General features: G+C 65.9%; 20 protein-coding genes. 13 read left to right on the forward strand and 7 right to left on the reverse strand.

The annotated features are described in order from the left end of the window. Positions 1–297: 297 nt before the first annotated feature. The 7 genes from G3O06_RS04295 to G3O06_RS04325 all read left to right on the forward strand — a co-directional run bounded on the left by G3O06_RS04295 (position 298) and on the right by G3O06_RS04325 (position 7,437). Positions 298–1,440 carry an acyl-CoA dehydrogenase family protein gene (locus G3O06_RS04295; RefSeq protein WP_174967167.1) on the forward strand — a complete coding sequence of 381 codons (1,143 nt, stop codon included), beginning with the start codon at positions 298–300 and terminating at the stop codon, positions 1,438–1,440. Between the two features lie 78 nt (positions 1,441–1,518). Further along, positions 1,519–2,016 carry a MaoC/PaaZ C-terminal domain-containing protein gene (locus G3O06_RS04300; RefSeq protein WP_011350178.1) on the forward strand — a complete coding sequence of 166 codons (498 nt, stop codon included), beginning with the start codon at positions 1,519–1,521 and terminating at the stop codon, positions 2,014–2,016. A gap of 5 nt (positions 2,017–2,021) precedes the next feature. Next, on the forward strand, positions 2,022–3,239 hold the full coding sequence (locus G3O06_RS04305) for a thiolase family protein (protein WP_174981778.1): 1,218 nt from the start codon (positions 2,022–2,024) through the stop codon (positions 3,237–3,239). Positions 3,240–3,258: 19 nt separating this feature from the next. Beyond that, positions 3,259–3,678, forward strand: a complete 420-nt coding sequence (locus tag G3O06_RS04310) for an OB-fold domain-containing protein (RefSeq protein WP_174996612.1) — start codon at positions 3,259–3,261, stop codon at positions 3,676–3,678. 105 nt (positions 3,679–3,783) lie between these two features. Further along, positions 3,784–5,004, forward strand: a complete 1,221-nt coding sequence (locus G3O06_RS04315; RefSeq protein WP_205815137.1) for a CoA transferase — start codon at positions 3,784–3,786, stop codon at positions 5,002–5,004. A 22-nt stretch (positions 5,005–5,026) separates the two neighbouring features. Further along, entirely contained in the window at positions 5,027–6,181 is a 1,155-nt protein-coding gene (locus G3O06_RS04320) for a CoA transferase (RefSeq protein ID WP_205815138.1), read from the forward strand. A 326-nt stretch (positions 6,182–6,507) separates the two neighbouring features. Then, positions 6,508–7,437, forward strand: coding sequence for a LysR family transcriptional regulator (locus G3O06_RS04325; RefSeq protein WP_205815139.1), 930 nt, complete (start codon positions 6,508–6,510; stop codon positions 7,435–7,437). A gap of 118 nt (positions 7,438–7,555) precedes the next feature. On the opposite strand, the gene G3O06_RS04330 is transcribed toward G3O06_RS04325, so the two are convergent. The 4 genes from G3O06_RS04330 to G3O06_RS04345 form a co-directional block, all read right to left on the reverse strand. Further along, a complete protein-coding gene (locus tag G3O06_RS04330; protein WP_174967161.1) occupies positions 7,556–9,034 on the reverse strand; it encodes an aldehyde dehydrogenase in 1,479 nt (492 codons plus the stop codon). Between the two features lie 29 nt (positions 9,035–9,063). Next, positions 9,064–10,686: a GMC family oxidoreductase N-terminal domain-containing protein gene (locus G3O06_RS04335; RefSeq protein ID WP_205815140.1), complete on the reverse strand. Its 1,623-nt coding sequence runs from the start codon at positions 10,684–10,686 to the stop codon at positions 9,064–9,066. Positions 10,687–10,697: 11 nt separating this feature from the next. Next, on the reverse strand, positions 10,698–11,984 hold the full coding sequence (locus G3O06_RS04340) for an aromatic acid/H+ symport family MFS transporter (protein ID WP_205815141.1): 1,287 nt from the start codon (positions 11,982–11,984) through the stop codon (positions 10,698–10,700). Positions 11,985–12,803: 819 nt separating this feature from the next. Then, positions 12,804–13,784 (reverse strand): WYL domain-containing protein, encoded by a 981-nt coding sequence (locus G3O06_RS04345; RefSeq protein ID WP_205815142.1) that lies wholly within the window; start codon positions 13,782–13,784, stop codon positions 12,804–12,806. A gap of 123 nt (positions 13,785–13,907) precedes the next feature. Between G3O06_RS04345 and G3O06_RS04350 the strand changes: the two genes are divergently transcribed. From G3O06_RS04350 to G3O06_RS04365, 4 genes are all read left to right on the forward strand, one after another. Then, entirely contained in the window at positions 13,908–14,570 is a 663-nt protein-coding gene (locus G3O06_RS04350) for a glutathione S-transferase family protein (protein ID WP_205815143.1), read from the forward strand. A gap of 327 nt (positions 14,571–14,897) precedes the next feature. Beyond that, positions 14,898–15,815 carry an acetoacetate decarboxylase family protein gene (locus G3O06_RS04355; RefSeq protein ID WP_205815144.1) on the forward strand — a complete coding sequence of 306 codons (918 nt, stop codon included), beginning with the start codon at positions 14,898–14,900 and terminating at the stop codon, positions 15,813–15,815. Between the two features lie 48 nt (positions 15,816–15,863). Next, the gene (locus G3O06_RS04360; RefSeq protein WP_205815145.1) at positions 15,864–17,108 is read left to right on the forward strand and encodes a saccharopine dehydrogenase NADP-binding domain-containing protein; all 1,245 of its coding nucleotides are present in this window, start codon (positions 15,864–15,866) and stop codon (positions 17,106–17,108) included. Between the two features lie 129 nt (positions 17,109–17,237). Then, positions 17,238–17,720, forward strand: coding sequence for a MerR family transcriptional regulator (locus tag G3O06_RS04365; protein ID WP_205815146.1), 483 nt, complete (start codon positions 17,238–17,240; stop codon positions 17,718–17,720). Between the two features lie 20 nt (positions 17,721–17,740). Here the strand turns inward: G3O06_RS04365 and G3O06_RS04370 are convergent, their stop codons facing one another. Together G3O06_RS04370 and G3O06_RS04375 are read right to left on the reverse strand one after the other, a co-directional pair. Beyond that, positions 17,741–18,424 (reverse strand): type 1 glutamine amidotransferase domain-containing protein, encoded by a 684-nt coding sequence (locus tag G3O06_RS04370; protein ID WP_205815147.1) that lies wholly within the window; start codon positions 18,422–18,424, stop codon positions 17,741–17,743. 132 nt (positions 18,425–18,556) lie between these two features. Next, entirely contained in the window at positions 18,557–19,210 is a 654-nt protein-coding gene (locus G3O06_RS04375) for a TetR/AcrR family transcriptional regulator (protein WP_205815148.1), read from the reverse strand. 99 nt (positions 19,211–19,309) lie between these two features. Here G3O06_RS04375 and G3O06_RS04380 point away from each other — a divergent pair, with 99 nt between their 5' ends. Next, the gene (locus G3O06_RS04380; RefSeq protein WP_174981750.1) at positions 19,310–20,785 is read left to right on the forward strand and encodes a coniferyl aldehyde dehydrogenase; all 1,476 of its coding nucleotides are present in this window, start codon (positions 19,310–19,312) and stop codon (positions 20,783–20,785) included. 116 nt (positions 20,786–20,901) lie between these two features. Here the strand turns inward: G3O06_RS04380 and G3O06_RS04385 are convergent, their stop codons facing one another. After that, positions 20,902–21,780 (reverse strand): LysR substrate-binding domain-containing protein, encoded by an 879-nt coding sequence (locus G3O06_RS04385; protein WP_205815149.1) that lies wholly within the window; start codon positions 21,778–21,780, stop codon positions 20,902–20,904. Between the two features lie 131 nt (positions 21,781–21,911). Here G3O06_RS04385 and G3O06_RS04390 point away from each other — a divergent pair, with 131 nt between their 5' ends. Next, the gene (locus G3O06_RS04390; protein ID WP_205815150.1) at positions 21,912–22,544 is read left to right on the forward strand and encodes an NAD(P)H-dependent oxidoreductase; all 633 of its coding nucleotides are present in this window, start codon (positions 21,912–21,914) and stop codon (positions 22,542–22,544) included. Positions 22,545–22,592: the final 48 nt, after the last annotated feature.

Here is a 22,592-nt window from a genome sequence, read left to right on the forward strand (position 1 = left end):
GCGCTGCCTGTCATCGACGCTCGCGTGGCATGTGAGCGTCTCTCGGACCTTTTCACACCGACTTCAATGACCGCCGCGCAGGGTGATGTCTCGCCCTGCGCGGCGTTTCTATTTGCGCGCCTGTTCGTGCTTGCGATCGCGGCAGCCATCGATATGGCGGGCCGTTGAGGGTTTCGGAATTTCCGAATCGGCACTTCAGAAATGGTCAGTTGGTTTGCAAAGCTCGAAGCCCTAAGCTCATTCCACGACGAACAACGCGGCTGCTTGAGCAGACGCCAACAACTGGAGCGAAGACACATGGCTAACTTTCTCGACGAATCGCAAACGATGTGGCTCGACACCGTGAACAAGTTCATGGACAACGAGATCACGGTCGAATACGTGCGCAAGTGCGACATGAATCGCGACTACCCGTACGAGGCGTACGACAAGATCGCCAAGCAAGGTTGGCTCGGCATCCTCATTCCGGAATCCGAAGGCGGCTCGGGCGGCGACATTTTCGATTACTCGCTGATGGCCGAAGGCCTCGGCAAGTTTGGCTTCGACTTCGCGTGTTCGGTGCTGGTGCCGACGTTCACCGCGATGAACATCATCAAGTTCGGCACGCCCGAACAGAAGAAGCAATACGTGCAGCCGTTCATCGACGGCAAGATCCGCTTCTCGGTGTCGATCTCGGAACCGGATGCAGGCTCCGACGCAGCGAACACGAAGACGCGCGCCCGCCGCGACAGCAATGGCGACTGGATCGTCAGCGGCCAGAAGCTGTGGTGCAGCGGCGCGGCGGCGAAGGACACCGTGATCGCGATGCTGGTGCGCACGAGCACCGACGACAAGCACAAGGGCCTGTCGGTGCTGCTGATCCCGAACAACACGCCGGGGATGGTGATCAACAAGCTGCCGACGCTGTCGCGTCACGCAACGGGCACGACCGAGATCTTCCTCGACGAAGTGCGCGTGCCGGGCGATGCGCTGCTGGGCGAGGAAGGCCAGGGCTGGAAGATCATCACGGAGCACCTCGAACTCGAACGCTGCGCGGTGGCGGCGGCATACACGGGTAACGCGCAGCAGGCCGTGACGACCGCCACGCGCTACGCGCACGACCGTATCCAGTTCGACCATCAGCTCTACGACTTCCAGGTGATTCGCCACCTGCTCGCCGACTGCCAGACGAAGGTCGATGCGGCGCGCCTGCTCTGCTATCGCGCGGCGCAGCTCGCGGCCGACCATGTGCCGTGCAGCCGCGAGGTGTCGATGGCCAAGCTGTACGGCTCGGAAACGCTGAAGGAGTGCGCGCTGGCCGGCATGCAGATCCTCGGCGGCTACGCGAACCTGCCGGAAGCGGACATGGAACGCTACCTGCGCGAGAGCATCCAGTCGACCATCGGCGGCGGCACGTCGCAGATCCAGCGCACGATCATCGCGAAGTCGATGCGTCAGTAACGGTCACGCTATTTCCTCGAACGAAGCGCGCGGGCACGCGGTGCCCGCCACCATCCCAATTCAACCGGAGACACAGTAATGAGCGTCATCAACAACAGCGTCAACATTCCGCTCGACGAGCTGGAAATCGGCACGAAGTTCCGTTCGAATGGTCGCACCGTGACCGAGAGCGATGTCGTGATGTTCTGCATGTTCACGGGCAACTGGATCGAGATTCACTCGAACAAGGAATACGCGTCGAAGACCCGCTGGGGCGAGCGCATCGTGCAGGGGCAGCTGACGTTCTCGCTGATTTCGGGTCTGCTGCAGTTCGGCCCGGCGATCCAGGCGAACTACGGCGTCGACAAGATGCGCTTCCTGAACCCGGTGAAGATCGGCGACACGGTCTACGCCAGCGCCGAGGTGATCGCGAAGAAGGAGAAGGACGACAAGTTCGGCGTCGGCACAATGCTGATCCAGGCGTACAACCAGCGCGGTGAAGTCCTGCAGCGCAGCGAGTGGAGCCTCTTGATGCTGCGCAAGCGCGCCGATCTCGACGCGCTGATCGCCGAAGCGCAACCCGACTTCAAGGTCTGAGGAGCATGGCCATGACTCCCCGTCCGGTTGCGGCGATCGTCGGCATGGGCGATGCCTATGCGTCGCGCGCGAATCGCAAGGACCCGCTGCAGTTGGCCGCCGAGGCGACGCTCAATGCGCTCGCCGACGCGGGCATCGGCAAGGACCAGGTCGACGCGGTGTTCACGGGCCGTTCGCCGTGGGCCGACAAGCGCTCCCAGTGGAGCAACATCTTCATCTCGCACATGCAGATGCCGGTGACGATCACCAGCGAGCTGACGATGCATGGTGCGGGCCTGACGTCGACGCTCGCGATCGCATCGCAGATGATCGCGGCAGGGCGCGCGGAATACGTGCTGTGCCTGCAGAGCGATGCGACCGAGCTGTTCGTCGACGCGGTCGCGATGGGTGCCGAGGCCGATGCGGATCCGCAGTTCGAGATTCCGTACGGCCCGACGATTCCCGCGCTCTATGCACAGGCCGCGCAGCGCTACTTCCACGAGTTCGGCATCACCGAAAGCGACCTCGCCGATGTCGCGATCGCGAACCAGCGCTGGGGCCGCCATCATCCGCATGCGGCAAAGGCGAAGTTCGGCGAGATCGATCGTGCGGCGGTGCTGTCGTCGCCGTACGTCGCGACGCCGCTGCGCCGCTGGATGTGTTCGACGTGGGGCGGCGGCACGGGTGGCGCGCTGGTCGTGACGTCGCCGGAGAATGCACGCAACGCGCGTAATCCGGTGTACCTGATGGGTTACGGATCGGCGACGACGCACGAATACCTGACCGACCGGATGAACATGCGCGAATGCCGGTTCGAGAGCCTCGGCGCATTCCCGAACCTGACCACCACGGCCACCGCCGAGGCGGCGCGCCAGGCGTATGCGATGTCGGGGCTGGCGCCGTCGGACGTCGACATGGCACAGCTCTCGGTGAACTTCGCGCACATGGGGCCGATCGTGATGGAGGACCTCGGCTTCGCGAAGAAGGGGCGCGGTATCGATCTCTATCGCGAAGGCCGTACGGGCGTCGACGGCGACCTGCCGACCGACACGAACGGCGGCTGGCTGTCGTTCGGGCAGCCCGGCATTTCCTGCAACATGGACAGCATGATCGAAGCCGTCAGGCAGTTGCGCGGGCAACCGTTGGGGCTGGCGCCGTCGCGTCGTCCCGAAACCGTGCTGGTGCAGGGCGCGGGCGGGATGCTGGCCGCCGGCGCCGTGCTGCTGCTGTCGTCCGCAACGTGATACCTGACCGGGAGCATCCATGACCGAAACCCATTTGCCGAATGCCTGGCCGCAGCCGTACCGGCTGCTCGACGCCCAGCCCTACTGGGACGCACTGGCCGAAGACAAGCTGACGTACCAGCGCTGCAACGACTGCAGCGAAGCCGTGTGGCCGGCCCATTCGTTCTGCACGCACTGCGGCGGCAAGTCGCTGAACTGGACCGAAGCGTCGGGCCGTGGCGAGATCTACTCGCACAGCACGATCATGCGCGGGCCGACGCCGGTCTGGGCCGACATCGTCCCGTACACGGTCGGCTTCATCCGGATGGACGAAGGCTACTACCTGTTCGCGCAGATCGACGAAGTGCCCGAAGCGATCCGGATCGGCCAGCGCGTCGAGGCCCGGATCATCCAGCGCGGTGCACAGAAACTGCCGGTGTTCGTCCTGTCGGCATCCTGACGGCCGCGCGCGGAGCGCCGGAACAACCGGCGCCCGCGCGGCCGTTCATTCACGGAGGAGACATCGTGAACATGCTGTATTCCCACCCCGTCGACGGAGGCTGACATGGCCGGACCACTCGACGGTGTACGCGTCCTCGACCTGACGTCGAACTTCATGGGCCCCTACGCATCGCTGCTGCTGGCGGACATGGGTGCCGACGTGTGCAAGATCGAATCGCGCGACGGCGACACGACGCGCAATATCGGGCCGAGCCGGCACCCCGGCATGGGCCCGATCTTCCTGCATCTGAATCGAAACAAGCGCAGCCTCGTGCTGGACCTGAAGCACCCGGACGGCATCGCGTCGCTGAAGCGGATGGCGGCAACCGCCGACGTGCTGCTGTACAGCATGCGTCCGCACACGATGGCGAAGCTGGGCATCGCGTACGAGGACGTTCGCACGCTCAACCCGCGCATCATCTACTGCGGCGCATTCGGCTTCGGGCAGAACGGCCCGTATGCGTCGCGCCCGGCCTACGACGACCTGATCCAGGCCGCGGTCGGCATGCCGGTACTGCAAAGCCGCAAGAACGGCCCGCCGACCTATGTCGCGAGCGCGATCGCCGATCGGGTGGTCGGGATGGCGACCAGCAATGCGGTGGCGATGGCCCTGTACCGGCGCGAGAAGACGGGCGTCGGCCAGCAGGTGTTCGTGCCGATGCTCGAGACGTTCGCGCATTTCGTGATGGGCGATCACCTGTACGGGCACACGTTCGTTCCGCCGCTCGGCGACTGGGGCTATGCGCGGATGATGAATCCGGACCGGCGCCCGTATCGCACGCTCGACGGCTACATCGGCGTGAACGTCTATGCGGACCATCACTGGAAGCGCTTCTTCCTGCTGTCCGGGCATCCCGAGATGGCCGAGGATCCGCGCTTCAACAACATCGGCGGGCGGACCGAGCACATCGCGCACCTGTACGCGTTTCTCGCGCGCGTGTTCGAGACGCGGACCACGGCGGAATGGGTCGACACGCTGACCGAAGCCGATATTCCGGTGATCGAGATGAATACGCCTGAGACGTTGATCGACGATCCGCACATGACGGCGGTCGGGTTCTTCGCGGAGCAGGAGCACCCGTCGGAAGGGCGGATTCGGACGCTCGGCATTCCGCAGCAATGGAGCGAGAGCGCACCGGAGCTGCGTTATCCGGCGCCGCGTCTGGGCGAACACTCGGTGGCGCTGCTCACGGAGTACGGGTTCGATCGCAATGAAATCGACGGGGTGCTGCGTTCGGGCGGCGTGGTTGCGCCCGAAACCGGCGGCGTGCCGCAACCGCAATAAATACGAAATCAGGAGAAGCGACATGTTACGCGATCTGCCGCTGTCGGGTGTCGTGGTAGTCGAACTGAGCGATAGCGCGTCGGCGCCGTTCGCCGGAAGGGTCCTGGCGGCGCTGGGTGCCGAGGTATGGAAAGTCGAGCGCCCGACGGGCGACTCGGCCCGCGGTTGGGGGCCGAGCGAATGGAAGGGCAGCGGCGCCGCGTATCACGGGCTCAATCGGGGCAAGCGCGCGATCTGCATCGATATCAAGGATCGCGAACAGCTCGAGACGCTGCACCAGCTGATCGCGGAGCGGGCGGACGTCTTCCTGCACAACCTGCGGCCCGGCTCCAGCGCCGAATATGGTCTCGATTCCGACAGCCTGCGCGTGACCAAGCCGGAACTGGTCTACTGCGAGATCGGCGCGTTCGGCCATCTCGGCCCGATGAACACGCTGCCCGGCTACGATCCGCTGATGCAGGCGTTCTCGGGGATCATGAGCATCACCGGCGAAGAAGGGCAGGCGCCGGTTCGCGCCGGGGTGTCGATCGTCGATTTCGGCTCGGGCCTGTGGGCCGTCATCGGCATTTTGTCCGCGCTGTATCGTCGTCAGGTCAAGCATTGCGGCGCGACCGTCAACGGTTCGCTGCTGGAAACCGCGCTGGCGTGGATGACCGTCAGCATCGCGAACTACAACGCGGACGGCGACACCGGCGGCCGCCACGGCTCCGGCGTGGCGTTCATCGTGCCGCACCGCGCGTATTCGACCTCGGACGGTCACCTGATCGTCAGCTCGGCGAACGACACGCTGTTCGCAAAGCTGTGCGCGGCACTGGATCGCCCCGAGTGGGCGCTCGACGATCGGTTCGCGACCAATGCGGCGCGGCTGAAGAACCGGACGGAGATCGATCGGCTGATCGGCGAGCGTTTGTCGACGGATACCCGCGCGGCGTGGCAGGCACGATTGCAGGCCGCCGGCATTCCCGTTGCGCCGATCCAGACGACGGCGGAGGTGGTCGAGCATGCGCAGACGCATGCGCTCGGCATCATCGAAAAGCCGTCGGACGACGAGATCGGGCTGGTCGGGCTGCCGTTGTCTTTCGACGGCAAGCGTACCCCGCCATTGCATGCGGCAAGGGATATCGGCGCCGACAACCCGTCGCTCGAAGCGCTGCTCAATGCGAGCAAGCAAGCGTGATGCGGTAACGGTCAGCGGCGTTCGACGGCCCAATAGCGTCGTTGCCGGCGCGATGGTGCTCGCGCGATCCAGGGCCTGACGAAAACCTGAGAGTCAATCCACCGGGCGTGCGACGCCGGCATCGTCGGGATGCCGGCGAGTCGCACGTTAACGCGCCGCGCCGCATGACCCGCGGTGCGCGGTCGGTATCGAATGCCAGCATCCCGGATGTCCGCAGAGGCACCGGGTCCTGGACTGCATCGTATGACCCTGACAGGGCGCTCGGGCGACGCGTGGCGACAGTCGCACCGTCCGGCGACGTCCTGAAGACGTGCATGAGGGGAGACATGAGTACTTTCAATCGCCTGCACCTGATTCGGCAGGTCGATCTGCTGACGTTGAAGCTGTTCCTGTCGGCGGTCGAGGAGCAGCAAATCGGCCTGGCGGCGATCCGCGAGAACGTGGCCGCGTCGACAGCGACCAAGCGGATTCAGGATCTCGAGGACATCGCGGGCATCAAGCTGCTCGAACGCAGCCCGAAAGGGGTGGTGCCGAGCCCGGCCGGCGAGGTGCTCGTCCGCTATCTCCGGCGGATCTTCGCGAACCTCGACGACATGCGCTCGGAGATCGCGTCGTTTACCGACGGCATGCGAGGAGAGCTGACGATCGCGTCCGCGCGCTCGATCATCGTGCCGTTTCTCGCGCGGGAGATCGGCGAATTCCAGCGCGCGTATCCGCTCGTCAATATCGTGGTGCGTGAACTCGACAATGCCGGCATCGTGCAGGCGGTCGCACGCAGCGAAGTGGACGTCGGCGTGTTCGCGGCCGCCCACGCGCTCGATCTCGGCGGCGTCGACGTCACGCCGTATCGCGAGGATCGCCTCATCGCGGTCGTTCCTCAGGGGCACCCGCTCGCCGCGCGCACGAGCGTCACGACCGAGGATCTGCTGTCGGAGAACCTGATCGTCGTCGGGGCGATGGTCGGTGCGATCCGGGCCGCGGCGCGCCGCCTCGGCGTGGATTTCCAGCCGCGCTACGATGTCCGGAGCACCGGCGTGGCCGTGAGCCTGGTGCAGGCCGGGCTCGGTGTGACGGTCCAGCCGGAATGCATGGTCAGCCATGAGCTGTTCAACCGGGTCGCGGTGCTGGAACTGGCGGAGCCGTGGGCCGTGCGCCGCGTTCAGGTCGCCACGGCACGCGGTCGCGAGTTGAACCCGATCGGGCGCGCGCTGATCGAGCAGTTGCTCGACCTGCCTGACGACATGCCGGGGACCTGACGGGACAGGGAATGCCCCGGCGATTGAAGCAGGGGGCAATGAAAAAGGAGAAGCATCCGGCTTGCTCGTACCGCCTGCTCGACTGCGTCGACCAGGTGGTTTGCGCTTTCGGCGCGGATTACGCCAGCGGCTGATCGAGCACGATCGTCTTGGATTCGACGAACGCGTTCAGCCCCTCGACGCCGCCTTCGCGCCCGATACCGGATTGCTTGAATCCCCCGAAACCGATCGAGAAGTCCGTGCGCGACGCATTGTGCCCGACCGTGCCGGTCCGCAGCTGCCGTGCAACCTGTAATGCGTGCCGGGCGTCGGACGTGAACACCACGGCATTCAGGCCGAAGATGGAATCGTTCGCGAGCTCGATCGCATGCGCTTCGCTGTCCGCCGCGATCACGGACAGCACCGGCCCGAAGATTTCCTGCTGCGCGAGGGTCGACCGGTTGTCGACGTTGGCGAACACCGTCGGCTCGAAAAAGAAGCCACGCGACAGATGGCGCGGGCGTGCGCCGCCGGCGGCGAGCGTCGCGCCTTCGGCGATGCCCCTGGCTACGTGGTGCTCGACCGTGTCGCGCTGGCGCGCGGTGGCAAGCGGGCCGACCGTCGTGGCATCGCTGAACGGGTCGCCGAGTACCATCGCGCGCGCCGCCTCGCTCAATGCGTCCACCATCGTGTCGTGCTTCGCGCGCGGCACGATGATGCGCGTCAGGCTGTGGCAGACCTGCCCGGTCAGGTAGCTGAAGTACGATTTGCCGAGCACCTGGGCGGCCGCGTCGATGTCGTAATCGTCCAGCACGAGCGCCGCCGATTTGCCGCCCAGTTCGAGCGTGACGCGCGCGATCCGTCCGGCCGCCGCCTCGCTGATGCTGCGGCCCGCTGCGGTAGAACCCGTGAAGGTGATCTTGTCGACCGATGGATTTCGCACCATCGCCTCGGACACTTCGCGATCGGCGGTCACGACGTTGACGACACCGGGCGGCAAGCCGATCTCGTCGCAGATCTGCGCGAACAGATACGCGGAAGTCGGCGCTTCCGGAGACGGCTTGATGATGACCGTGCAGCCCGCGAGCAGCGCGGGCGCGACCTTGTAGGCGATCAGCGCGGCCGGGCCGTTCCACGGCACGATCGCGAGGACGACGCCCACCGCTTCCTTGACGGCATACGCCTGGTGCCCGGTTATCGAGCGGTGCGGTTCGACGAACGGATAGGTGTCGGCCATGGCCGCGTACTGCCGGAACGCCGCGCCGAGAAACTGGCCGATACGCGGCTTCGCGATCCGCTGGAGGATGCCGGATTCGATGCTCCAGCCGCGCGCGAACTCGTCGTTCGCCGCTTCGAGGCGCTGCGCGATCCGTTCAAGGAAGACGGCGCGCTCGGCCGGCGTCATGCGCGGCCAGGGCCCATGATCGAACGCGCGGCGTGCCGCATCGATCGCCCGCGCGGCGACGGCCGCGTCGGCGCGCGCCACCCGCGCTGCCACGTGCTCCGTGCTGCAGTCGAGCACCTCGAAGGTTTGAGCGGAAGGAGCGGGCGTCCACTGGCCGTCGATGTAGAAGCAGTCGGGATGGTCCAGCGGAATGGTTCGGTCGTTTGCTTGCATGAGAGGTGAGGTCGTCCTTGTGTGAGGAGTCAGACGGAAACGGCCCGCGGCGCGGCGGCATCCGCGCGAATCATGTCGGCACCCTTCTCGCCGATCATGATGCAGCCCGCATTGGTATTGCCGGCCACGATTCGCGGCATCACGGATGCGTCGATCACGCGCAGCCGGGTGACGCCGCGTACGCGCAGCCGCGGGTCGACGACAGCCTGTGCATCGGCGCCCATCCGGCAGGTGCCCACTTGATGCCAGCCGCTGTTGCCGTTCGCCTTGAGGTGCGCGAGCAACTGTTCGTCGGTCGTGACGGCGGCGCCGGGCGCGAGCTCGTGGACGATCCGCGACGCGAGCGGCGCGGCTTCGGCAATGCGTCGCAGCATCCGCAGGCCCGCGAGCGAACGGCGGATGTCGCCGGCGTCGCTCAGGTAGTTCGGATGAAACGCGGGAGGGTGCAGCGGATCGGGCGACTTCAGCGCCATATGGCCGCGCGAATCGGGTGTCAGCAGCACCATCGACCCGCCGATGGCCGGATAGTTGTCGACGACCGGGTTGCCCGACGCGTCGAACTTGAACGTCATCGGGCTTACCGTCAGTTGCAGGTCCGCCTCCGGACGCCCGGCTTCGCTGCGCGCATAGGCGGTCACGGGCGCCGCGCCGACCGCGAGATAGCCGCCGCCGGTGAGCAGGTAGCGCGCGCCTTCCAGATACTTCCGCAGCCCGCGCAGCTGGTGGTTGTACGAGCTTTCCGGCGTCACGCGCCACGCGAACGAGCCGAACCAGTGATCCTGCAGGTGGCGGCCCACGTCGGGCGATTCGACCGTCGCCGCGATCCCGTGCCGGTGCAGGTCCGCGGCATCGCCGATGCCCGACAGCATCAGCAGATGGGGCGACGCAAGTGCGCCGCCCGACAGGATCACCTCCCGCGTCGCGACGATCCGGCGCCGCTCGTCCCGGTCGAGCACCTCGATGCCGGTGGCCTCGCCGGCTTCCAGCAGCACGCGCGTGACGCGCACGCCGGTACGGACGGTCAGGTTGCGGCGATGGCGGACGGGCTCGACGAACGCGTTGTACGACGTATGGCGGCGCCCGTTGCGGATCGTATATTGCCGATAGGCGACGCCTTCGTGCGGCGGCCCGTTGAGATCGTCGCTGCGACCAATGCCGACCTGTTGCGCGGCGGCGATGAAATCGTCGGCCGTCGGGTGGGTGATGGCCGCATCGCTCACGTGCAACGGGCCCTGGCTGCCGTGATAGGCGTTCGCGCCGCGCTGGTTCGTTTCCGACCGGATGAAGTACGGCAACACGTCGTTCCAGCTCCAGCCTTCATTGCCGAGTGCGGCCCAATGGTCGAAGTCGCTCGGCTGACCGCGCATGTAGATCATCCCGTTGATCGCGCTGCTGCCGCCGAGCCCCTTGCCGCGCGGCCAGTACACCGTGCGGCCGCCGAGCGTCGGCACCGGCTCGGTATCGAACGCCCAGTTGAACCGCTTGTTCATGAACAGCTTGCCCGCACCGGCGGGCGTGCGTACCCAGAAGTTGTTCATGTCGGGGCCGGCTTCGACGAGCAGGACGCGAACGGCGGGATCCTCGGACAGCCGGCCGGCGACCACACAACCCGACGAACCGGCGCCCACCACGATGTAGTCGTAGATTTCCATGGACGGGTGTCTTATTGCGATGACGGAATCAGCGGGACGACCGTCGCCGCGACGATGGCGGGAATGGCGAACGCATAGAAGTTCCAGTGCAGCCCGAGGTTTGCGCCGACGATCCAGCCGCCGATCATCGGGCCCAGGATCGAGCCGAAGCGCCCGATGGCCTGCGCGCCGCCCAGGGCCGACCCGCGACACGCGGTCGGGAAGTGCGCGGCGATATAGCCGTAGATCAGGCTGCTGGTGCCGATCGAACCCAGCCCGGCGCCGAACACGGCGAGCATCAGCCACGCGAAATCGAGCTTCTGGCTCAGTGCGACCAGCGACAGTGCGCCGATGACGAGGAACGGAAACATCACGCGTTTCGAGCCGAGCCGGTCGGCGAGCCACGCGCCGCCGAGCATGCCCACGACGGCGCCGAACTGCATCACCAGCAGGAACTGCAGCGACGAGCCGAGCGGATAGCCGGCCGAGCGCATCAGTTGCGGCAGCCATGCGTTGAGCCCGTAGGTGATCAACTGGACGCAGAACGTCATGAACACGAGCAGCAACGCGGTGGTGCGGAATTCGCGAGACAGCACCAGCCGGTAGCCGCGAGTGGCCTGCGCGCCGTCTTGCGACGCGCGCTGCGCCTGCTTGTCGTGCAGGATCTGGTCGAAGTCGAGCGAATACCGGGCCGCGAGCGTGCGGGCCTCGTCGACGCGGCCGCGATCGACCAGGAAGTCCACCGATTCGGGAAGGAAGAAGGCCATCACCGGCAGGATCACCGCATAGAACGCACCGAGCGCGTACAACGTGCGCCATCCATGCTCGTGAAGCAATGCGATGGCGGCCAACGCACTCACGATGCCGCCCACCGAATAGCCGGTCAGCGTGAGCGCGTTGTACAACTGGCGTCGGCCCTTGGGGGCGTACTCGACCGACAGCGCGACGGCGGACGGCACGACGCCGCCCATGCCGATGCCCGTGACGAAGCGGGCCGCGCCCAGGAACGTCGGCGACGTGGCGAGCGCACAGACGATCGAGCCGACGGAAAACCACAGGACGCCCGTCATCAGCAGGCGACGCCGGCCGATGCGGTCGGTCAGCGGGCCGGCCACCGCCAGCCCGACCATCAGGCCGACCAGGGTCCAGCTTCCGATCATGCCGGCGCCGGCCGGGCTCAGATGCCAGCCGGGTTCACTCAGCAGATGCGGGACGGTCGCACCGTAGACGATGAGATCGTAGCCATCGGCTACGAGCGTCAGGAAACATAGAAAGATGACGAATAGACGGCTTCGGGCCTGAGGCGATGCTTGACTCACGTTGTCTCCTTACCTTTGTTGTATCGGTTTTATTGCCAGGCGGACCTTCCGGGTTTTCACGGGCGCGATGGTCTTGCTCGCGGCACCGCGGATGCAGCCCGTTTTTTCAGGCACGCGCCGATGACGGTCGCGCTCGCTTGACATGCTTCGTGCGGGTGCGCGTCGGGCAGGCGGTCGGGAGGTGCCGAACCGCCTGCCGGCTTGCGTACACGCGCGGACGAACCGGAACGGCGATCAGGAAGAAGACGTCACGAAAATCGGTATCCGGGTTGACCGGCGGCATCGCACCTTGCCCGTGGAGATGACCCGCGGGAGCAGGAAACGTGTGCCGCTTGATCAGGTGATGCCGATGTCGCTTGCTGCTGCCTGTCCGCAGGATTCGTGCGAATCCGATTCGTGACGGACAGGGTAAGAGCATGTCAACGGCAAGCCAATTGAGCGTTTCCGAAGTGTCGATTCGAGTGTGGCGAATCCGGTGGCGGTGTGCGGATTTACCCTGTGTCGGAAGGGTGTCGCTGCAGTGGGCGCTTTCGTTGTACGGAAATATTCGGAATCCGGAATTGACCGTTCTACGACGCGGCGGCAGGTTACCCATTAGCTTGACGAAGCGGCCGCGATTGCGTCGATACGCATCGGGATCGAGTGCCGGGTGCACTCACGCAGCTGAATCACTGTCGACAGGGGGCAAGTGCTCGCCGACTTCACGAGGTTGACAGCCGTCGAACCGGTTGTGCATCGCATGTGTGTCAACGCGTCGGCGCCGGCCGAGGCGGTGACTGTGCGCGACCGCATCGACACAAGCGAAGGCAACGCCGCGCTTCAATCGTCGCTTGGTCGATAAAGCGCCTTCACCTGCGCCAACTCTTCGATGAATTGATCCTTGAGCGCCTGCGGCCCGAGGATCTTCACGTGTGCGCCGTACCCCAGCAGTTTCCGCGCGCCGTGCTCGATCGATTCGATCGGCATCAGGAACGCCTTCCATCCCGGCGGCACCTCCACGCTGCCTGCTTCCTGCGAGACGGGCGCGGTCTTGATCCGCGCGTTGGCCAGCCAGGTTTCGCCGCGCGGCGACACGGCGATATGGGCGGTCAGCCGATTGAGGTCGGTTTCGTACCGGCTCATCGCGTCGCGCCAGTGCGTCGCGAGGTCGAATCGCGCGGGCCGCTTGAAGCGGCGGCGCGATGCATCGAGTTCGAGGATATTCGCGAGCCGGAACGTGAGTGCGCCGGGCTTGCCGACCACCCTGGCAACCAGGTACCACGCGCCGCCCTTGAGCACCAGGCCGAGCGGCTCGAGTGCGCGGCGGGACACGCCGCGCCAGCTCTGATATTTCACGTCGATACGGTACGCCCCCCACACCGCATCGGCGACTTCACGCAGGAATGCCGGCGTTTCCCGCGCCCGGTACCAATCCACGGTGTCGACGTGCAGCCGGCTGGCGACGCGATCGGCGTGCTCGCGTGAGCCGGGCGGCAGGCTCGCGATCATCTTCAGCCGCGCGGAGGTCGCCATGCCGTCGAGGCCCAGTTCTCTCGCGGGCCCCGGCAGGCCCGCCAGAATCATCGCGTGCGCTTCGTGCTCGGTGAGCCCGGTGAGATCGGTACGCCAGCCGTCGCTCAGCTGAAAGCCGCCGTTGCGGCCGCGATCGCCCCAGATCGGCACGCCGGCCGTGGAGAGCTGGTCGATGTCGCGCAGGATCGTGCGCTCGGACACTTCCAGTGCTTCGGCGAGCGCCGGTGCGGTCATCCGGCCGCGCGCTTGCAGCATCATCATGATCGACAGCAGGCGGCTCGCTTTCATGAGCGACACGTTACCTCAAATACCTGACATGAGGTGTCATGTTATCGGACTTATGCTTTGCGGCATTCCTGCGCTGTTTCATCGACGCAGGTTACGCAGCATGACACCACAGGGGATAGAACGATGAAGATCATTTCCGGGCCACTGAGCATGTTTGGTGCGAAGGTCGAGATTGCGGCGCACGAGAAGGGCATCGACTTTGATCTGGTGATGGTGCCGTTCAGCCAGCTTCGCGGCTACGATCCCAGACATCCGGATGTGCTGCGCATCAACCCGAAGCGGCAGGTGCCGGTGCTGATCGACGGCGATCTGGAACTCTTCGATTCCACGCAGCTCTTCGAGTATCTCGAGGATCTGAAGCCCGATCCGGCGCTATGGCCGGCGCATCCGGCGGCGCGCGCCATCGCGCGTCAACTCGAGCACTGCAGCGACGAAATCTATTTTCCGCACATCGTCCGGCTGATGGGGCTGGAAGCGACGCCGGACGATCCGGCGGCGCACGCTGCGCGCGCCGAAGCGGCCCAATACTATCGGCGCATGGAGCGCGTGCTTGCGGATCGCGAGTTTCTGGCCGGAACGTATTCGTACGCCGACATCGCGTTCTACATGGCGCAGTTGTTCGGTGCACGCAAGGGCGCACCGATGACGGACGAAACGCCCCATTTGCTCGCGTGGCGTGAGCGGATGACGGCCCGTCCCGCCGTGCGCAAGGTCGCCGGCGCGATGGCCGGCTATCTTGCATCGATCGGAGAAGCGGTCCCCGGTTTTCTTCGCGGGCTCGACTAGCTGCGTTCGGCTTCGGATAGCGGACGGCCGTCAGCCTGCGATTTGGGCGAACGGACTGCTGCGGGTGCACACATCGGGTGACGGGCCGGCTGCACAATCAGCGCATGGTGTCGATACGCGGCAAGGGCTGTCGCACGACCGCCGTCAAATGATTCGATGCCCCACGGTGAGCGCTGGCCGCCCGCCCGGACGCAATCCGACGCGCCCCTCTACTCGGGGCCTTGACCTTAAAGTTGACTTAAATCTTAGAGTGCTTGCTGACGGCAGTGAGTCAGCGGGCATCGGGTGTTGCCTGCCACGGTCGATCATCGACGAGAGGCGACGAACATGGACAGGCGGTTTACACAGGTCGAATTCGGCCCACACAAGGTCGATGTGCCCGAAGGCGGGTACTACGACCGGTTCCGGATGAATCCTGATCTCGACGAGGTGGCGCGCGATCCCGCGGCGGGGAACATCGATTTTTTCCGTCGGATTCCGAAGCGTCAGGTCGCTTCACGGGTCGGCCCGACCTGGGCGCCGAATTTCTACTACCGTTCCAGCAGCATCCAGCTGCTGTTCCTTGCGCCGCTCGAACGCCTGCGGACCACGCTGCCGGTGCCGCTCGAGCCGCTGCGCGCGCTGCCCGGGTATGGGCTGGTCGCGCTGACCTTCTTCTCGTATTCGGTCTGCGACAACGATCCGTATGACGAAGTGTCCGTCGCGGTGGTGATCCGCCGGCCCGGCGCGACCGGGTCGCACGCGCTCGAGCTGATCGACTCGATGCGGCGCCGCAGCTTCTTCGCGCACGTACTGGCGCTGCCGGTCACCACGGAAATCGCACGGGTGCGCGGCGTGCACGGCTATCAGCTGCCCAAGTGGCTCGCCGATATCGACGTGAACCTCGGCGCCACCGCCAGCGCCCGCATTGCCGGCCCGGGCGGCCGGCCGGACCTGAGCCTGAGCGTGCCGCTGCCTGAGCTGACCAATGTCGCGTCCCAGTCGCACATGGGCACGTCGACGATGATCAATCGCATCGACGGCGAATGGCACCAGACACTGGTGCAGACGAATGCGCTATCGTTCGCCCAGCGCCTGCTGCCGCGCAACGTCGAGCTCGTGCGGCACGGCGGCCCGCTGAGCCAGCTGCTCGACGGGCTGAGCGCGTCCACCGTCCTGCGTCTCGACGTGGTGAAGGATGCGCAACTGGTCCTGAACCTGCCGACTCCGTTGAAGGCTTTCGATGAACCCGGAAAGCAACGCTGACGCCACGCAACGCAACGCCGCGGCACGCCCGCGCCGAAGGAACCGCCCATGACCCGTCCGACCCACGATCTCGTCGTATTTGGCGCCACCAGTTTCGTCGGGCAGATCCTGGCCCGCTACCTGTCCGAGTACCTGTCGGGTTCCGGGGAGACGCTGCGCTGGGCCATCGCCGGCCGCTCTGAAGCCAAGCTCAGGCAGGTGCGGGATACGCTGGGCGCGGCCGGGCAGTCGGTGCCGATCATCGTCGCCGACGCGGCCGACGAAGCACAGCTTCGCGCGCTCTGCGCGCAGACGCGGGTGGTCGTGTCCACCGTCGGCCCCTACGCGCTTTACGGGGAGCCGCTGGTCAGGATCTGCGCGGAAACCGGCACCGACTACTGCGACCTCACCGGCGAGACGCAGTGGATCAAGCGGATGATCGACAAGTACGAGCCGGCGGCCCGGCAATCCGGCGCGCGCATCGTCCATTGCTGCGGCTTCGATTCGGTGCCGTCGGACATGGGCGTGTTTTTCCTGCAGCAACAGGCGCGGCAGCAGTGGGGCGCGCCGGCCGCGCAGGTGAAGATGCGTGTGAAAACGCTGAAGGGCGGCGCGTCGGGCGGCACGGTGGCGAGCGTGATCAACGTCGTCCGGGAAGCGGCCGCCGATCCCGCGTTGCGCAGGGAGCTGCTCGATCCTTATTCGCTGTGCCCGAAGGGGCATGGCTTCACGATGCGCCAGCATGCGGTGCGATCCGCCGCATTCGATCGCGACTTCGACGCGTGGATTGCGCCGTTCGTGATGGCGGCGGTGAACGAGCGGGTCGTGCATCGCTCCAATGCGCTTGCCGGCAACGCATACGGCAGCCGCTTCACGTACGACGAAGCGGTGATGACGGGCACCGGCCTGAAGGGTCGCCTGACCGCGGTGACGATGGTCGCCGGCCTCGGCGCGTTCATGGTGGGTGTCGTCATCAAGCCGGTGCGCAGCCTGATGGAGCGTTTCCTGCTGCCGAAGCCGGGCGAGGGGCCGAGCGTCGCGGCCCAACTGGCCGGCCGCTACGATTTGCGCTTCTTCGGCCGTGCCGACGACGGGAAGACCCTACGCGTGAAAGTCACCGGCGATCGCGATCCCGGCTACGGCTCCACCAGCAAGATGCTTGGGCAGGCCGCGATCAGTCTCGCACTGGATTGCGCCGGCGACGGCATCAAGACCGGCCGCGGCGGCGGCTTCTGGACGCCCGCGACGATGTTCGACGCGCGCTACATCGAGCGGCTGGTTCGCCATGCGGGGTTGCGTTTCGAAGTGATCTGAGCGTGCATCGTCCGCTCGCCGTTCGACAGGAAGCCGAAAAGGATCGGATTGCGAATCAACGTCAGGAGACAACCGACAGTCACGACGGGGCAGATGGCCGGACGCGATCCGGCCAGGGAGTATCGGAACATGAAGATCGGGGAACTGGCGGAACGCACCGGCCTTACCCCTTCGCGCATCCGCTTTTACGAACGCATCGGTCTGTTGACGCTCGTCGAGCGCGAAGCGAACGGCTATCGCACTTATCCGCAGGAAGCGGTGACGGTGCTCGACCTGATCACGGCCGCGCAGAAGGCGGATTTCAGTCTCGACGAGATTCGCACGCTGATACCGGCCGACCTCGCGCAGTGGCCATGCGCTTCGCTGCTGAATGCGCTGTGCCGCAAGGTGCAGGACATCGAGGCGCTGGAGGCGCGGCTCGCGCAAAGCAAGGCGCAGATCGTGTCGCTGATCGCCGACATCGCCGCGAAACCGGAGTCGGTCGATTGCGCAACCCATGCGCAAAGATTGCTGTCGCGGATTCCGCCGGGGAATGCGGTGGATGGCGGTGAGGCTGCGACAACCGCCGCCGATCGCGACGAAGCTGTTGTGCGCCGGCCGACCCGTGCTTAGAGGGTCTCCGGCGCATCACATCACAGCAACGCGACGACTTGTTCGGCGGTCGCTTTCGCCGATTGCGGATTCTGGCCGGTCACGAGTCGGCCGTCGACGACGACGTTCGACGTGAACGGCAGCAGCGCCTTCTCGTAGCGCGCGCCACGCTGCTGCATCTGCTGCTCGACGTTGTAGGGCACCTTCTTCGCGACGCCGGCCAGGATTTCCTCCACCCACGAGTAGCCGGTGATCCGCCGTCCGGCAACCAGCAGCGAGCCGTCCGACAGCTTCGTATTGAGCAGCCCGCAGTAGCCGTGACAGACCGACGACACGATGCCGCCGCGCTCGTAGATCTCGCGTGTGAGCCGCTGCAGCCCCGCATCGTCCGGGTAGTCCCACATCACCGCATGGCCGCCGGTGAAGTAGATCGCATCGAAATCGGCCGGATCGATCTCGTCGGGGCGCGCTGTGGAGGCAAGCAGCGCTTCATTGGCCTTGTCGGCGCGCCACGCTTTCGCGGCGGCGTCGGCATGCGGCCATTTGAGCGAGCGCGGCTCCAGCGGCGACACGCCGCCCTTGGGGCTCACGAGCCGCTGCTCATAGCCCTTCGCCGCGAAGATGTGATGGGCATGGGTCAGTTCGGACAGCCACAGGCCGGTCGGTTGCGACGGATCGGTGTAGTGCGCGACGTTGCTCACGACATGCAGGATGCGCTTGCTCATGATGCGGTTTCCCTTTCATCGGCCACGGGCGGGCGTCGTCGACGCACCGCCGGATTGTCGGATGGCAGTCCCCATACCCCTGGCCTCGATACGCTGCCGAGGCAAACCATAACCTTTAAGCGAAGTTGAAGGTCAAGGCCTTTTCGTCTTCGCCGCCCGTGCTGGGCCGGCGGGCAGCACGAGGCCGTCCAGCAAGGTGGTCAATGCATCTTCGATCGCGTGATCGCCGACCTTCTCGCGCACCAGCCGCCCGTCGATCGCCAGCATCGTCAGGCCATGCAGATGCGCCCAGCAGGCGGTCGCCTGGCCGAGCGCCGGGCGCGGGCGGATCGTGCCGGCGCGCTGGCCGTGTTCCAGGATGTCGACGACCAGCAGGAACGGCGCCTGCACGCGCGGATCGAGATGGATGTCCGTGGGCTCCCCGGCATCCGCGGCAAACATCAGTCGATAGAGATCCGGGTTGCGCTGCCCGAACGCGAGATGGGCGTAGGCCAGCGCGAGCAGCACATCCGGTGCATCCGCGGCCGGATCGACGGACGCGGCGAGGTCGTCGTGCAGCCGATCGAAGCCGATCAGCGCGAGCTCGTGCAGCAACGCGGCCTTGTCCGGGAAATGCCGGTACGGCGCCGAGTGGCTGACGTTCGCGCGCCGCGCGATTTCGCGCAGCGTGAATTGCCAGCCCTGTTGCTCCTGCAGTGTGTCGAGCGCCGTTTCGATGATCGCGCGACGCAGATCCCCGTGGTGATAAGCCTTTTGCCCGGCGTCCGCATCCACATCCGACGACATCGTGTTGCTCCTATGTTGACAGGGAACACATTGTGGTCCTATGATCCGCCGCATGCAAGTTGACAGTGTCTACATCGACGCAAACTCGTGAGGTGCACCATGGCCGTTTCCGCAGAATCCAGTTCGAGCATCGACCCGGCGGCGTTGCTGGCCCGCCAGCGCAACGCGTTCGTCAGCGAGGGGCCGCCGAGCATGCAGCAGCGCAAGGCCCGTCTCGCGCGGCTGCGCGCCGTGGTGCTCGCGTATCGCGGTGAAGTGGAGGAGGCGATCAGCGCCGATTTCGGGCATCGCTCGCGACACGAAACCGCGATCATGGAACTGGTCGGCGTGATCCAGGCGATCGACTACCTGACCCGCAACCTGCGCCGCTTCATGAAGCCGCAGCGCCGGCACGTCGGGATTCTTTATCGGGCCGGGCAGGCTCACGTGGAATTCCAGCCGTTGGGTGTCATCGGCGTGATGGCGCCGTGGAACTATCCGTTCGCGCTCACGTTCATTCCGCTGGCCACCGCGCTGGCCGCGGGCAACCGCGCGATGCTCAAGCCGTCCGAGCTGACGCCGCGCACCAGCGAGGTGATGCGCCGGATGCTCGCGGAAACCTTCCCGAGCGAGGAAGTCGCGGTCGTGCTCGGCGGGCCGGAAGTCGGCGCCGCCTTCAGCGGCTTGCCGTTCGACCATCTGCTGTTTACCGGCAGCACGCAGGTGGGCCGCAAGGTCATGAAGGCGGCCAGCGACAATCTGGTGCCGGTGACGCTCGAACTCGGCGGCAAGAGCCCGGCGATCGTCGCGAGAGGGCACGTCGACGGCCGGACGATGTCCAGCATCGTGTTCGGCAAGCTGTCGAACTGCGGGCAGACCTGCGTGGCGCCCGACTACGCGCTGGTGCATGAAGACGATCTCGACGCGTTCGTCGCGCAATACGATGCGGCCGTCGCGCGCTTCTACCCGGACGGGCCAACCAGCCCGGACTACACGTCGATCGTCAGCGACCGGCATTTCGATCGCCTGAAAAGCCTCGTCGACGAAGCGCGCAGCAAGGGCGCGCGCGTGATCGAGGCGGGCGTGAACCCGCAGCAGGCGGCCACCCGCAAGCGGACGCTCGCGCCCACGCTGATCGTCGGGGCCGGCGACGATACGACCGTCATGCAGGAAGAGATCTTCGGGCCGATCCTGCCGGTGCGCACGTATCGCACGATCGACGAAGTCGTCGACTACGTGAATGCGCGTCCGCGGCCGCTTGCGCTGTATTACTTCGGTGCGCATGACAGCGACTGCGAGTCGTTGCTGAAGCGCACCACGTCGGGCAATGTCGGCATCAACAACACGCTCCTGCATGTCGCGCAGGAAGACTTGCCGTTCGGCGGCGTCGGCCCGAGCGGGATGGGCGCGTATCACGGCATCGAGGGATTCCGCGCGATGAGCCATGCCAAGGGCGTGTTCGTGCTGGGGCGCTGGAACCTGCCGAGCCTGCTGCGCGCGCCGTTCGGCAAGCTCGCGGATCTGTCGTTGGCGGCGCTGCTCGGGCGCAGCCGGGAACCGGAGGGCGTGCGGGCGGGATTGAGCGCGAAGCGCTGAGGCCGACGACGCATCGCGACCGGCGCGCGGCTGTTTCGCCAGCAGCGCGCCGTTATGGTCGAAGGCGAATGTGTCGGTGAGTGCCTCGATCGAGCCTCAAGTGCGGAGGGTGCCCGCTACGGCCTGTTGCGCGTGCCTGCCCCGTTGCGAATGGCGGTTTCATCGAAAATCGTCGCGGCGAATTCGACGGCGGCCGGCATCCCTGCGTCATGCATCATCACGAATTCCATTTCCGGCAGCGCCGGCAAGCCTTCGGACGCGCCCAGCTCACGGAGTGTGTCGTCGATCGCGCTGCGCGGCACCGGCGCGATCGCGATGCCGGCGCGCGCGAACGTCCGGATGCCCGCGACGCTCGGGCTTTCGCAGGCAATGCGATAGGGCATGCCGGCCAGCGCGAGCGCCTTGATGGCAGCGCCCCGATACGGGCACGGATCGGGGAAGCACGCGAGCGGCACATCGCCTTCCGGCAGCGGCTCGTGGCGCGCAAACGCCCAGGCGAGCGGCTCTCGCCACAACGTCGCGCCGTGGCCCGTGTGTGCGCACCGGCTGCCGATCACGAGATCGAATTCGCCGCTGGCGTGCCGGCGAAACAGGCTGTCGCCGATGTCCACCGTCAGGTTCAGCCGCAAGCCGCGCCGCGCGACGCCGTAGCGACGCATCACGTCGGGAAGCCAGCCTCCTGCAAAGTCCTCCGATGCGCCGATACGCAACGTGACGTCGACTGCCTGGCCGGTACCCAGCCTTGTCTTCGCTTCCTCGCTCAGATTGAGCATCGCGCGTGCGTAGCCGAGCAGCATCTGGCCGTGCTCGGTGAGCGTGACGCTGCGCGTATTGCGCGCGAGCAGCGCCCGGCCGACCTGCTCCTCGAGACGAGCGATCTGGGCGCTGACCGCGGATTGGGAGAGATTCAGCCTGCGGCCTGCGCCGGTAAAGCTCCGTACGTCGGCGATGGCGACAAACGTGTGAAGCAGTGACGTGTCGAGGGGAGGGTTCATTGATCACCAATTCGGGTTAATTCGATCAATTCATATCGTTTCCGAATTATAGGTCGATCCGATAGGCTGCGAAGTGCAGTGGGCGACGGCGCATCCCGCGCGTCGCCGTCACTTTCGGCAAGGACGGCTTCATGACACGCGTGCTCTATATCGAAGGCTCACCCAACAAGGAGTATTCGGCATCCATCGAGGTGTGCAATGCCTTTCTCGATGCGTACCGGCTCACCCATCCCGATCACGAGATACAGAAGCTCGACATCTGGAATCTGGCGATGCCCGAATTCGATGAAGCCGCGCTGGCCGCGAAATATGCGGGGCTGAGCGGCACGGCATTGACGCCGTCGCAGGCGGCGGCATGGCAGCGGATCGAGCAGCTCGCGGCACCGTTCCACGAAGCGGACAAGTTCCTGTTCGGCGTACCGCTGTGGAATTTCAGCATTCCGTACAAACTCAAGCACCTGATCGATGCGATCTCGCAGAAGGACGTGCTGTTCACGTTCGACGGCACCGGTTTCGCCGGCAAGCTGGCCGGGAAAAAGGCGGCGGTGGTCTACGCGCGCGGGCTCGGCTATCAGTCGCCGGGCTCATTTACGCCGGCCGCCGAGTTCGACCTTCAGCGCCCGTACATGGAGACCTGGCTCAGGTTCGTGGGCGTGAAGGACGTCACCGGCATCGTCGTCGAGCGTACCTTGTTCGGTCCCGACGGACAGGTCGATCGCAGTCGCGCGATCGACGAGGCCCGCACGATCGCGCGTACGTTCTGACGCTGCCGAACGGCGCATCCGGCACGCCAGCGGAGCGCGCCCGACGGT

It is taken from the genome of Burkholderia sp. Ac-20345, assembly GCF_017104825.1.
In the GTDB taxonomy this organism is placed as follows: Bacteria; Pseudomonadota; Gammaproteobacteria; order Burkholderiales; family Burkholderiaceae; genus Burkholderia; species Burkholderia lata_B.

What these genes read in the sequence shown, in the direction of transcription:
- G3O06_RS04295 (WP_174967167.1), top strand. Translation starts at nt 298, where the DNA reads ATGGCTAACTTTCTCGACGAATCGCAAACGATGTGGCTCGACACCGTG.
- G3O06_RS04345 (WP_205815142.1), bottom strand. Translation starts at nt 13,784, where the DNA reads ATGAAAGCGAGCCGCCTGCTGTCGATCATGATGATGCTGCAAGCGCGC.
- G3O06_RS04325 (WP_205815139.1), top strand. Translation starts at nt 6,508, where the DNA reads ATGAGTACTTTCAATCGCCTGCACCTGATTCGGCAGGTCGATCTGCTG.
- G3O06_RS04335 (WP_205815140.1), bottom strand. Translation starts at nt 10,686, where the DNA reads ATGGAAATCTACGACTACATCGTGGTGGGCGCCGGTTCGTCGGGTTGT.
- G3O06_RS04330 (WP_174967161.1), bottom strand. Translation starts at nt 9,034, where the DNA reads ATGCAAGCAAACGACCGAACCATTCCGCTGGACCATCCCGACTGCTTC.
- G3O06_RS04350 (WP_205815143.1), top strand. Translation starts at nt 13,908, where the DNA reads ATGAAGATCATTTCCGGGCCACTGAGCATGTTTGGTGCGAAGGTCGAG.
- G3O06_RS04360 (WP_205815145.1), top strand. Translation starts at nt 15,864, where the DNA reads ATGACCCGTCCGACCCACGATCTCGTCGTATTTGGCGCCACCAGTTTC.
- G3O06_RS04385 (WP_205815149.1), bottom strand. Translation starts at nt 21,780, where the DNA reads ATGAACCCTCCCCTCGACACGTCACTGCTTCACACGTTTGTCGCCATC.
- G3O06_RS04315 (WP_205815137.1), top strand. Translation starts at nt 3,784, where the DNA reads ATGGCCGGACCACTCGACGGTGTACGCGTCCTCGACCTGACGTCGAAC.
- G3O06_RS04365 (WP_205815146.1), top strand. Translation starts at nt 17,238, where the DNA reads ATGAAGATCGGGGAACTGGCGGAACGCACCGGCCTTACCCCTTCGCGC.
- G3O06_RS04390 (WP_205815150.1), top strand. Translation starts at nt 21,912, where the DNA reads ATGACACGCGTGCTCTATATCGAAGGCTCACCCAACAAGGAGTATTCG.
- G3O06_RS04310 (WP_174996612.1), top strand. Translation starts at nt 3,259, where the DNA reads ATGACCGAAACCCATTTGCCGAATGCCTGGCCGCAGCCGTACCGGCTG.
- G3O06_RS04305 (WP_174981778.1), top strand. Translation starts at nt 2,022, where the DNA reads ATGGCCATGACTCCCCGTCCGGTTGCGGCGATCGTCGGCATGGGCGAT.
- G3O06_RS04380 (WP_174981750.1), top strand. Translation starts at nt 19,310, where the DNA reads ATGGCCGTTTCCGCAGAATCCAGTTCGAGCATCGACCCGGCGGCGTTG.
- G3O06_RS04300 (WP_011350178.1), top strand. Translation starts at nt 1,519, where the DNA reads ATGAGCGTCATCAACAACAGCGTCAACATTCCGCTCGACGAGCTGGAA.
- G3O06_RS04320 (WP_205815138.1), top strand. Translation starts at nt 5,027, where the DNA reads ATGTTACGCGATCTGCCGCTGTCGGGTGTCGTGGTAGTCGAACTGAGC.
- G3O06_RS04375 (WP_205815148.1), bottom strand. Translation starts at nt 19,210, where the DNA reads ATGTCGTCGGATGTGGATGCGGACGCCGGGCAAAAGGCTTATCACCAC.
- G3O06_RS04355 (WP_205815144.1), top strand. Translation starts at nt 14,898, where the DNA reads ATGGACAGGCGGTTTACACAGGTCGAATTCGGCCCACACAAGGTCGAT.
- G3O06_RS04370 (WP_205815147.1), bottom strand. Translation starts at nt 18,424, where the DNA reads ATGAGCAAGCGCATCCTGCATGTCGTGAGCAACGTCGCGCACTACACC.